This window comes from Streptomyces sp. NPDC029041 (assembly GCF_040637515.1).
In the GTDB taxonomy this organism is placed as follows: domain Bacteria; phylum Actinomycetota; class Actinomycetes; order Streptomycetales; family Streptomycetaceae; genus Streptomyces.
The window spans coordinates 115,569-126,802 of sequence record NZ_JBEZWO010000016.1; the positions used below are offsets into that span (position 1 = coordinate 115,569).

The 11,234-nt window shown below is 74.8% G+C and carries 11 protein-coding genes; 9 read left to right on the forward strand and 2 right to left on the reverse strand.

All coding sequences use genetic code 11. The features are described from left to right. Window positions 1–59: 59 nt before the first annotated feature. On the reverse strand, window positions 60–278 hold the full coding sequence (locus AB0F04_RS32745) for a DUF6059 family protein (RefSeq protein WP_362048330.1): 219 nt from the start codon (window positions 276–278) through the stop codon (window positions 60–62). Between the two features lie 252 nt (window positions 279–530). Here AB0F04_RS32745 and AB0F04_RS32750 point away from each other — a divergent pair, with 252 nt between their 5' ends. Then, window positions 531–1,463, forward strand: a complete 933-nt coding sequence (locus tag AB0F04_RS32750) for an MBL fold metallo-hydrolase (RefSeq protein ID WP_362048333.1) — start codon at window positions 531–533, stop codon at window positions 1,461–1,463. Between the two features lie 16 nt (window positions 1,464–1,479). On the opposite strand, the gene AB0F04_RS32755 is transcribed toward AB0F04_RS32750, so the two are convergent. Continuing rightward, window positions 1,480–1,932 carry a nuclear transport factor 2 family protein gene (locus AB0F04_RS32755; protein WP_362048336.1) on the reverse strand — a complete coding sequence of 151 codons (453 nt, stop codon included), beginning with the start codon at window positions 1,930–1,932 and terminating at the stop codon, window positions 1,480–1,482. 196 nt (window positions 1,933–2,128) lie between these two features. Here AB0F04_RS32755 and AB0F04_RS32760 point away from each other — a divergent pair, with 196 nt between their 5' ends. The 8 genes from AB0F04_RS32760 (at window position 2,129) to AB0F04_RS32795 (ending at window position 11,231) form a co-directional block, all read left to right on the forward strand. After that, window positions 2,129–3,715, forward strand: coding sequence for a class I adenylate-forming enzyme family protein (locus tag AB0F04_RS32760; RefSeq protein WP_362048339.1), 1,587 nt, complete (start codon window positions 2,129–2,131; stop codon window positions 3,713–3,715). An 84-nt stretch (window positions 3,716–3,799) separates the two neighbouring features. Next, on the forward strand, window positions 3,800–4,123 hold the full coding sequence (locus tag AB0F04_RS32765) for an antibiotic biosynthesis monooxygenase family protein (protein ID WP_362048342.1): 324 nt from the start codon (window positions 3,800–3,802) through the stop codon (window positions 4,121–4,123). After that, complete coding sequence (locus tag AB0F04_RS32770) at window positions 4,120–5,859, forward strand: FAD-dependent oxidoreductase (protein WP_362048345.1); 1,740 nt, start codon at window positions 4,120–4,122, stop codon at window positions 5,857–5,859. The genes AB0F04_RS32765 and AB0F04_RS32770 overlap by 4 nt, the downstream gene beginning before the upstream one ends. Further along, a complete protein-coding gene (gene fabG / locus AB0F04_RS32775) occupies window positions 5,856–6,659 on the forward strand; it encodes a 3-oxoacyl-ACP reductase FabG (RefSeq protein ID WP_362048348.1) in 804 nt (267 codons plus the stop codon). Before AB0F04_RS32770 ends, fabG begins: the two co-directional genes overlap by 4 nt. 46 nt (window positions 6,660–6,705) lie before the next feature. Continuing rightward, complete coding sequence (locus tag AB0F04_RS32780; protein ID WP_362048351.1) at window positions 6,706–7,662, forward strand: aromatase/cyclase; 957 nt, start codon at window positions 6,706–6,708, stop codon at window positions 7,660–7,662. Then, window positions 7,659–9,449, forward strand: a complete 1,791-nt coding sequence (locus tag AB0F04_RS32785; RefSeq protein WP_362048354.1) for an acyl-CoA dehydrogenase — start codon at window positions 7,659–7,661, stop codon at window positions 9,447–9,449. The genes AB0F04_RS32780 and AB0F04_RS32785 overlap by 4 nt, the downstream gene beginning before the upstream one ends. Window positions 9,450–9,573: 124 nt before the next feature. Further along, window positions 9,574–10,380, forward strand: a complete 807-nt coding sequence (locus tag AB0F04_RS32790) for a 4'-phosphopantetheinyl transferase superfamily protein (RefSeq protein WP_362048357.1) — start codon at window positions 9,574–9,576, stop codon at window positions 10,378–10,380. Between the two features lie 140 nt (window positions 10,381–10,520). Then, complete coding sequence (locus AB0F04_RS32795) at window positions 10,521–11,231, forward strand: response regulator transcription factor (protein ID WP_362048360.1); 711 nt, start codon at window positions 10,521–10,523, stop codon at window positions 11,229–11,231. The last annotated feature ends 3 nt before the right edge of the window (window positions 11,232–11,234 follow it).

Sequence of the window (11,234 nt, forward strand, 5' to 3'; positions counted from 1 at the left end):
GGCGAGCCGGGCGCGATGTCACGATCTGCGGGACGCCTCTGGGGGAGCGCGCCCACGGGTCAGCGCTCGCCCAGCTCCCGCAGCAGTGCCCGCTCCAGGCGGGTCAGCGGCACGTCGGGGCGCAGCCGCTCCGGATGGCCCGCGGGCGGCCCGGCGGGTGGCGCGTCCGGCGTCTGCGGGCGGCTCGTCTCGCCGGCCAGGTAGACGGTGCCCATGGCGACGAGCCCGGACCACGCGTGCCGCAGCAGGCGAGCCGGCCATCGGCGGCCCTGGCTCATGTGGCTCCCTCGTTCGGTGAACCGGTCGTCCGCAACGGTGTCCGGAATCGGTCGACGTCCGGTCGAGACCCGCTGGTGCCACGGCAGACGCCGTCGCCCGTCGCGACGTCCGGCACGCGCTCCCGCCACCGTCCGAGAGCCCGAGCACCTCGGCAGGAGGGAGGGCCTCACCGGGCTCGCCCACCGCGCCGCGAGGCGCCCCCAGCCGTCCCGGCACCTTCGACAGCGGAGAACTTCGTGAGGAGAGCGGCCGTGCGCCCCAGTCCCACCCGCCCCGCCCCGGCCGGCCGGGCGACCGAGATCGCCGCAGGCGTGTACGCCTATCTCCAGCCGCCCGGCGGCTGGTGCCTCAACAACGCGGGCCTCCTGGTCTCCGCCGGCGAGAGTGCCCTCGTCGACACCACCGCGACCGAGGTCCGGGCCCGCCATCTGCGCGCCACCGCACTCGAACTGAACCCGGCGCCGCCGCGCACCATCGTCACCACGCACTTCCACGGCGACCACGCCTTCGGCAACTTCGTCTTCCCCGAGGCCGTCGTGATCGGCCACGAGCGCACCCGTAGCGAGATGCTGGCCGCCGGGCTGCACCTGACGGGCCTGTGGCCGGACGTGGCCTGGGGCGACATCAGGCTCGCGCCGCCCACCGTGACCTACCGCGACGGCCTCGGCCTGCACGTCGGCGCCCTGCGCGCCGAGCTGGCCCACGTCGGCCCCGCCCACACCTCGAACGACACCGTGGTCTGGCTGCCCGAGCAGCGGGTCCTGTTCACCGGCGACCTGGTGATGAACGGCGTGACGCCGTTCTGCCTCATGGGGTCGATCGCCGGGTCCCGCACGGCGCTGCGAGCGCTGCGCCGATACGGCGCCACCACCGTCGTACCCGGCCACGGCCCGGTCGGCGGCCCCGAGCTGTTCGACGCCGTCGACGGCTATCTGCGGCTGGTGCAGCGCCTCGCCGAGGACGGTCTCCGGGCCGGCCTGACCCCCCTCGAGGCCGCACACGCCGCACATCTGGGGCCCTACGCGGACCTGCTGGACCCGGAGCGGCTCGCCCCGAACCTGCGCCGCGCGTACGCCGAACTGCAGGGGCTGCCCGCGGACGCCCCGCTGCCGATGCCCGAGCGGCAGGCCGCACTCGGCGAGATGATCGAGTTCAACGGCGGGCCGCCCTGCTGTCTGGCCTGAACCGGAACGCCGCGGCTCACTCGAGGTCGTCGCGGGTGACCTTGCGCGTCGCCACCAGCAACCGCCCGTCGGCGTCCCGCACCAGCACGTCCTCGCAGACACACACCCGGTGCACCCGGGAGGCGCCGCCGACGGCCGAGGCGTAGACGGTGGTGTACGAGCGCACGTCCAGGGCGCCGTCCGGCCGCTCGGCCACGTCGAACATGCCCATGAAGTGACGGTGCCGCTCGCCTGCCTCGGCCAGCCGCGCCGCGGCGCCCCGGCAGGCTGCGGCCAGCTCCGCACGCCCGCGCACCGGCTCGGCCAGGGTCGGCACGTCGAACAGCGCGTCCTCGGTGAAGGTGGCCGCCCACTCCCGCGCGGCGTGACGGTCCAGGAGCTGCATCTGGTGCGCGTAGAACTGCTGCACCTGGGCGTACAGGGCGGCGAACGCGGCGCCGTGCGGGGCGGTTTCGAGCTGCGTGGTCATGGCCACTCCGTTCGGTGAGGAGCCGAGCCGCACCGTGCTGTGCGGTGCCGGGCTCCGGCGGGTCCGGTCAGCATCTGTGGCCGGGATCGAGCGGCTTTCGAACCTCCCTCAAGCCCCGGCGCCGAGCGTGGTGGGTGACAGCCGGCCGACCCGCCGGCCCGTCAGCCCGTCAGCCCGTCGAAGGGGGCCGCTCGCCGTGCCGCGCTTCACGTACCCGGAACTGCCACTGGACGGACTCCTGCGGCGCGCGGCCGCACGCGCCCCTGGGGCGGCCGCCCTCACGACCGAGCGGGACACCGTCACCTACGGGCAGCTCGACGCCCGCGCCGACCGGATCGCCTCCTTCCTCGCACGGGCGGCAGGCCGCCGGGGCGCGGTGATCGGCGTGGCCAACACCCTCGACACCGTCTTCCCCGCCGCCTACTACGGCGCGAGCCGCGCCGGCGGCACCGTCACCCTGATCAACCCGCTGCTGAACGAGAACGCGCTGCACCACGTCTGCGCCACCGCCCGCGTCGAGATCGCCCTGGTGCCGAGGGCCACCGCCGAGCAGCTGACGAAGCTGCGCGACCGGCTGCCCGCGCTGCGCACGGTCGTCGTCACCGACGCCGACGACGGCATGGTCCCCGCGGACGCCGTGCCCCTGCACACGGCGCTCGACGGCGTGCCCGGCCTGCCGTACACGGCCGGGGAGGGGCCCGAGCCCGGTGCGGTGGCGTGCCTGCAGTTCACGACGGGCACGACCGGACGCCCCAAAGGCGTCCGGCTCACTCACCGCAACCTCGTCGCCAACGCCTGCCAGACCGCCCGGGCCCATCGTCTCGGCTCCGGCTCGGTCACCCTCAACCACCTGCCGCTGTTCCACGTGATGCACCTCAACTCGGCGGTGTACGCGGGTGCTTCACAGATCCTGTGCCGCGACCCGGACCCGGTGGCCTCGCTCGCCGTGGCCGCGCGCGCCGGCGCCACCCATTACTACGGGCTGCCCGCCCGGCTGCACCGGCTGGCCGACGACCCGCGGCTGGCCACCGCCCGCGAGGGCGTCCCCGCGTCCCCGCGGCTGACAGCGGTCCTGTCCGGGGGCACCGCACTGGCTCCCGCGGCGGCCCGCCGCCTGCACCGGGCCCTCGGCGTTCCCGTCGTCCAGGGCTACGGCCTCGCCGAACTCTCCCCGCTCTCGCACACCCAGCGCCCCGGCGACCTGCCGGTGAGCGGCTCCGTCGGCCGGGCACTGCCCGGCACCGAATGCCGTGTCGTGGACCTCGGCTCACGAGAGCCCCTCGGGGTGCGGTCCGCCGGGGAGGTGCAGGTGCGCGGCCCGCAGGTCATGGCCGGGTACCTGGACGACGACGGGCCGTCCCCGGTCGACGCCGAGGGCTGGTTCTCCACCGGGGACGTCGGCTACCTCGACGAGGACGGCCGCCTGTTCCTGGTGGACCGGCTCGGCGACGTCTTCAAGCACGACAACGAGCTCGTGTCGCCGAGCAGCGTCGAGCGGATCGTCGAAGACGACCCGAGGGTCGCCGAGTGCGTGGTCGCCGGCCGGCCGGACGCGGTGCACGGCGCCACCGTGTGGGCGGGCGTCGTCCTGCGCGACCCACCCGCCGGGCCGCCGGACACCGTTCTCGACTCGATCGCCGCGCACGCCAACCGGCGTCTCGCCCCGTTCGAGCGCATCCGCACGATCGAGGCCCTGGACGCCGTCCCCCGCACCCCCACCGGAAAGCCCGAACGGCGGGTGCTGCGACGCCGCTTGCGCTCCGGCGCACAGGCCGCGGCCTGAACCGCCCGCCGCCCCGCCTCGTCCCCCCACCGTTCGTTCCCCGCCACCGACCCACCCCTTGACCGCCCGACTGGAGGCCCCATCATGGTGACGTTCGTGAACAAACTGACCGTCCACGGCGACGTCGAGGAGTTCCTCGCCGCCAAGGACCGCGTCACGGCCTACATGAGCGCCCAGCCCGGTTACCTCGGCCACCAGACGCTGCGCCTGGTCGGCAGCGAGCCGGTGTTCCTCGAACTCGCCCAGTGGCAGGACGCCGCAGCCCACCGCGCCGCCGTCACGAGCCCGGCCTTCCGGGAGCTCGTCGGCGGCCTGCGGCGCCTGGCCACCCCCGACCCCGGCCTGTACGAGACCCTGCCCGAGCGCAGCGGCGCCCGTGCCGAGCCGGCCGCGGCCGGCCTGCGATGAGCCCCGGTGCCGAGGTCCTCGTCGTCGGCGCCGGACCCGTCGGCCTGACCGCCGCCCACGAACTGGCCCGCCGCGGTCTGCGTGTCCGCCTCGTCGACGCCGCGGCCGGCCCCTCGCGCACCAGCCGCGCCGTCGCCGTCCATCCGCGCACCCTGGAGACGTTCGACCAGATGGGCATGGTCGACGGCATCCTCCGGCACGGCCGCCGCAACCGGGCGTTCACGATGTACGCCGCCGGCCGCCGCCTGGTGCGTCTCGACGCCGACTACAGCTCGATGCCGACCCGCCACCCCTACAGCGTCATCATCGAGCAGACCCGCACCGAGGCCGTGCTGCGCGCCGCCGTCGCACGGCTGGGCACCGACGTCGAATGGGGCGTCCGCCTGACCGGGTTCGAGCAGGACGCGGCCGGTGTCCGCGTGCGGCTGCGGCACGCCGACGGCACCGAGGAACACGGCGAGGTGCCCTGGCTCGTGGGCTGCGACGGCGGCCACAGCACCGTGCGCAAGACCCTCGGCCTGCCGCTGCTCGGCGAGAGCCGCGACACCTGGATGCTCGCCGACGCCCCCGTCCGCACCGACCTGCCGCCCGACAGCATCTACTGGGTCCACACGGGGGGCCAGGCCCTGATGATGGTCCCCTACGCCCGCGAGGGACACTGGCGGCTGCTCGACACGGCCCCCGGGGCCTCCGGCGCGGCCGGGGCGGCGGACCGGTTCACCGCCAAACTCTCCCGGGGGCTCGGCACGGACGTGCGCGTGGGTGAACCCGAGTGGACGTCCGTGTTCACGTTCCAGCAGCGCATGGTGCCACGGATGCACGAGGGCCGGGTGTTCGTCGCCGGTGACGCCGCCCATGTGCACAGTCCGGCCTCCGGTCAGGGCATGAACACCGGCATCCAGGAGGCGTACAACCTGGCCTGGAAGCTGGCCGCCGTCCAACAGGGACACGCGCGACGGCAGTTGATCGACACCTACGGGCTGGAACGCGTCCCCGTCGGCCGGGCGCTGCTCGGTTCGACCCGCACCGCGACCGCCCTGGTCCAGTTCAAGAACGCCCTCGCCGGCGTGGCCCTGCCGCTCGTGTTCTCCGTCGTGCGCGCCGTGCCCGCGCTGCGCCGCGCCATCCAGCGCAAGGTCCTGGGCGGCATGTCGGGACTGCGCCTGGACTACGCCGCTTCACCCCTGACCACCGGCGGCGGACCCGAGCCCGTGCCCATCGCCGCTCCGGTCGCCTCTCCCGTCATGGTGCCGCGCCGCGCCCACGTGCCCGCGCCCGGCGAGCGGGTGGCCGGCGCCGCCACCGTCAGCGACGCCCTGGTGCGCGAACTGCGCGACGTGCGCTGGACCCTGCTCGTCGCCCCCGGTGGCCACGACGGTACGGGCGCCCCCGTCCGCGCGGCGCAGGAAGCCGCCGACGCCCACGGCGCCTGGCTGTCCGTGCGCTCCGTCGGCGGCAGCGGCGCCGGCCCCGCGCCGCTGCCCGACCCGGACGGCGCGCTGTGCGCCGCACTGGGCCTCGCGGCGGGCGCCTGGGCGCTGGTGCGGCCCGACGGCTACCTGGCCGCACGCGGCGACTTCCTGACCCGGGGCGCGCTCGCCCGGGCCATCGCCCCCCTGTACCCGGCGGCCGGTGCTTCTGCGGCGCCGCTCCAGCGGCCCTCCGGTGGCCGTCGAGCCGTTCAGGACACGGTCGAGACCACTGCCGGTGCCATGGAAAGGGAGAGCGCACGATGACGTCACCCACGTCTTCACCGTCGTCCACGAAGCCGGTCGCCCTGGTCACGGGCGCGACGAGCGGCATCGGGCTGGCCGTCGCCCGCGAACTCGGCGCCCGCGGCCACCGCGTCTTCATCTGCGCGCGGACCGCCGAGGAGGTCGAGCGGACGGTCCGGGACCTGCGCGCGCAGGGGCTGGAGGCGGCGGGCACCGCCGCCGACGTGCGCTCCGCCGCGTCGGTGGCGGCGCTGGTCCGGGCCGCCGTCGACGCGTTCGGCCCGATCACCGTCCTCGTCAACAACGCCGGACGCAGCGGTGGCGGCCCCACCGCCGGCATCTCCGACGAGCTGTGGCACGACGTCATCGCCACCAACCTCGACAGCGTCTTCCTGCTCACCCGCGAGGCGCTCCGCAACGGCGGCCTGGCGGACGCCCGGGGCGGCCGGGTGATCAACATCGCCTCGACGGCCGGCAAGCAGGGCGTCCTGCTCGGTGCCCCGTACTCCGCCTCCAAGCACGGAGTCGTCGGCTTCACCAAGGCGCTCGGCAAGGAACTCGCCCCCACCGGCGTCACCGTCAACGCGGTCTGTCCCGGCTATGTCGAGACGCCCATGGCCGAGCGGGTCCGCCGGGGTTACGCCGACGCCTGGGGCACCACCGAGGAAGAGGTGCAGGAGCAGTTCGAGGCGAAGATCCCGCTCGGCCGCTACTCCACCCCGCAGGAGGTCGCCGGTCTCGTCGGATACCTGACGACCGAGCACGCCGCATCCATCACCGCCCAGGCGCTCAACGTCTGCGGTGGACTCGGCAACTTCTGACCGCCCGGCCCGGGGCGGCCTCCTGACCAGGAAGTGAGAAACGGACATGTCCGCTGAGCGAGTGCACCGCACGACACACGAGGTGACCGTCGCCGCGCCCGCCGGCGTGGTCTACGGGCTGATCTCCGACGCGGTCCGCTGGCCGCTGTTCTTCCCGCCCAATGTGCACGTGGAGCAGCTCGAGTTCGACGGCGACAGCGAGCGGCTGCGCATGTGGGCCACCGCCAACGGCCAGGTCAGGTCCTGGACCTCGCGCCGCCTCCTGGACCCGGCACTGCGCCGCGTCGAGTTCCGCCAGGAGCTGCCCGCCGCCCCCGTCCAGGCCATGGGCGGTACGTGGACCGTCGACGCCCTCGGCGCCGACCGGTCCCGGCTGACGCTGCTGCACGAGTTCACCGTCGCCGACGACGCCCCCGACGACGTGGCCTGGGTGGAGCGGGCCACCGACACCAACAGCCGCACCGAGCTGGACAGTCTGCGCCGGCTGGCCGAGCAGTGGGGGCGCCTGGACGACCTGGTCCTGTCGTTCGAGGACTCGGTGCGCGTGCACGGTCCGGCCGAGCTCGTCTACGACTTCCTCTACCGGATCGGCGACTGGCCCGAGCTGGTGCCGCACGTCTCCCGGCTGGACTTCACCGAGGACGAGCCGGGCGTGCAGGTCATGTCGATGGACACCCGCACCGCCGACGGCTCCTCGCACACCACGCGGTCCGTCCGGGTGTGCTTCCCGCACGCCGGACGCATCGTCTACAAGCAGACGGCCACGCCGCTGCTCATGTCGGCGCACACCGGTGAATGGTCCGTCGTCCCCGACGAGACGGGCGTGACCGTCCTCGCGCAGCACAGCGTCGTGCTGCGCGAGGAGAACATCGCGCGGGTGCTGGGCGAGGACGCGGACCTCGCACAGGCCCGGCGCTACGTACGGGAGGCCCTGGGCCGCAACAGCACGGCGACGCTCGAACTCGCCAAGAAGCATGCGGAGAGCGCGGTAACGGTCCTGTGAGCACGACGCCGACCGCCGTCGCCCGTGCGGCGGCGGACACCGCGGGCCCGCCCGCCCCGCCCCCGGACGCGGCCGAGGACACCGCGCACGGCGTCGAACGCGCCGCGCGGCTCGAGCGCCTGCTCGGCGACCCCTGCGATCCGCACAACCCGCACGGCTACCGGGCCCTGCTCGACGCCGACGCACAGCGTCACGTACCGGAGGCCACCGAGGCGCTCCTGACCGACGTGCGCCTCGGCGCCGAGTTCGTCCCCCGGGACCTCGGCGGGCGGCTGGCCCGCCCCGATGTGCTCGCCCGCGCGCTGCGACCGGTCTTCCGGCGCGACGTCGCACTCGGATTCGGCTACGGCATCACCTCCCTGTTCGGCGCCTCCGCCGTCTGGGCGGCGGGTGACGAGCGCCGACGCGCCGACACCGCCCGGCTGCTGCTCTCCGGCGGCCGGGCCACGATCCTGCACCACGAACTGGCCCACGCGAACGCCATCCTGCGCGACGAGTTCACCGCTCGCTCCGCGCCCGGTGGCGGTTTCGTGCTCGGCGGGCGCAAGGACGTCGTCATCAACGCCGACCGGGCGGACAGGTTCGTGATGTACGCCCGCACGGCGACCTCGGCAGGCCCGAGAAGCCACTCCGTGCTGTTCCTCGACCCCGAGCGGCTCCCGCCGGGCGGCCTGCGCAGGCTGCCGCGCGTCCCCACCCACGGGATGCGCGGCAGCCGCTTCGCGGGATTGGAGTTCACCGACTGCCCCGTCCCCGCGGGCACGCTGGTCGGCGACGTCGGCGACGGTGTCCAGCTCGCCCTGCGTACGTTCATGGTCAACCGGTGCCTGATCCCCGGCACCGTCGTCGCCGGGGTGGACAGCGCCCTGCGCTTCGCGGTGCGGGCCGCGACCGAGGGCCGCCCCACCGGACAGCCGGCCCGCCGTCACCAGGCGGTACTCGCCGGGGTCTTCGCCGATCTGCTGGCCTGCGACAGCATGGCGGTCACCGGACTGCGTGCGCTGAGCCTGCTGCCGGACAGCGCCCATCTGGTGGCCGCGGCCGTCAAGCTGACCATGCCGGACCTGCTGCGCGAGGACCTGGAGGAACTGGCCACCGTCCTCGGCGCGCACGGCTACGACCGCGGGCCGCTGTACGGCGGCTTCCAGAAACTCGTCCGGGACCTGCCCGTCGCCGGTCTCGGCCATGCGGGCAGCGCGGCCTGCCAGGCCGTGCTCGTGCCGCGGCTGCGCGCGCTCGCCCGCAGGTCCTGGTTCTGCGACGAGGAGCCCACCGCGCGTCTTTTCCTGCTGTCGGCGCCCGTCCCGCCCCTCGACTACCGGAAGCTGTCCCTGTCGGGCGGCGACGACGTGCTGACCGCGTCCCTCGTCGGCGCCGCCGAGCGGCTGGGACCGCTGCGCGGCCACGGCCCTCTGTGGGCGGCACTCGCCGATCTCGCGGACGCCTTCGTCCAGGAGATGCGCGCCCTGCGCGAACAGTGCGCCGCGCTGCCTCAGTCGGCGCAGGCCACCCTCGCCGACCCGCGGGCCTGCACGCTCGCCGACCGCTACGTGCTGGTGCTCGCCGCCGCCGCGTGCCTGGGGGTGTGGGAGGGCCAGGACGGCATGGACTCCTTCCTCGCACAGCCCGAATGGGTGGTGCTCGCCCTCACCCGGATCGGCCGCAGGCTGGGCGCGCGGGTCCCCGAACTGCCCGACACCGCCACGGGGCCCGTCCTGGACGAGGTGCTCCTGCGGTACCGCGAAGGACGCAGCTTCGACGTGTACGACACCCGCATCGCGGGCTAGGACCTGTCGTCGGGATCCCGCCGAGGACGCCGGGGACGGGCACGCACACGGGCGGCGTCGCCGGCCGCCGGCTGCCCGAGCTCCAGACGAACGACAGGCCCTTGGAATCCGGAAGGGAGCCACCATGGACCAGCGGGGAATCGGCGCGCCCCTCCACGTCCGGCCCGACGGGCCGTGGCGCAAGGTGCCCGAGCACCTGACGGCGTACGGCAATGCGGTGGTCCACACCACCTGGGGCGAATGGCTGCCCGCCGCGGTCACCCAGCCCCGGCTGCGCCTGCTGCTCGGACGGGACTGGACGCGCTGCCGGCGCATCCCCGACCCCACCGTCCGCTACCGGTTCGTCGCCTCGCGCCTGCTGATGAAGTACACGGCGGCGGCCGCCCTGCGGGTCGAACCGGAGTCGCTGGACGTGTCGTACCGGCTGGGCGGCCGGCCCTATCTGCGCGGCTTCGACCAGATCGACCTGAGTCTCACGCACACCGGCGACCTGATGGCCGTCGGGCTCAGCCGTAACGGACGCATCGGTGTCGACGCCGAGCCCGCCGACCGCAGGATGCGCTTCGACGTGTTGCAGGCGCAGATGTGCACGCCCACGGAGGCGGCCGAGCTCGCCCGCCTGCCGCAGGACGAACAGGCCGCCGAGACCCTGCGGTTGTGGACACTGAAGGAGGCGTACACCAAGGCGCTCGGCCAGGGCATGCGGCTGGGTTTCACGGAGTTCGGCTTCGGCCTGCGCACCGGCCGGCTGCTTGCCCCGGACGGCACCCGCGGCTCGCGCGGGGAGTGGAGCTTCGCCACCCACCGGGCCCTCGGCCGCTATCTGCTCAGCGTCGCCTGCCATGACACGGGCCTGGACACCGCGCACGACACGTCGGCGCGCACCATGCTCGACCCGGGGTTCGCCGCGGCCATGGCCGAGACCTCGTAGCGGCGCGCCGGCCCCTGCCGGCACCGGCCCCGGCTCCAGAGGCGCTCGCCGGGTCCTCGAAACCGGCTGGAGGCAGGGCGGCGGCGTGCCCCGCGCCGGATAGCGTGCTCGGCATCCACGAGTGCGTGAGGGGGCGCGTCATGCCGGAAGCGGGAGTCGACTTCGTACCGGCCGCCAGGCTGCGGGTGCTGCCCGGCGGTGCCGCCGCGCCCGCGGCCGGAGCGGTGCGGATCTTCCTCATGGGCGGCGACGCGCTCGCCCGTGCGGGAGTGATGTCCTTGCTCGCCGGCCACGACGGCTGCACCGTCGTCGGCGACGACGAGCCGGGCCCCCGCGCGCTCGCGGCGCTGCGCGCGCACCGCCCCGACGTGCTCGTCCTGCACGCACCGCGCGATCCGCGCGAGGTCGCCGCCCTCCTCGACGGCATCGATCCCGCGCTGCCCGTGCTGACCGTCGGCGGCTGCGAGCCCGACGCGCGCTGCGCCCAGAGCCTGCACGGCCACCTGCCCGCCACCACCACCGCGCGGCAGCTCGCCGCCGCCGTGTCGCTGGCCGCGGCCGGTTACGCCCTGACCCGTGGCCGACCGCCCGCCACCACCGACGGCGGCGGCGCCGCCGACCGGCCGAGGGGCAAGACCTCCGTCTCCGACGTGCCGCCCGACGCGCTGACCGACCGCGAGGGGGAGGTGCTCGACCTCGTCTCGCGCGGTCTGTCCAACACGGAGATAGCGCAGTCGCTGACGCTGTCCGAGCACACGGTCAAGACACACGTGCAGAACCTGCTGCACAAGCTGCGCCTGCGCAACCGCGTCCACGTGGCCATCTACGCCTTCGAGGCCGGCCTGCGCTGACGC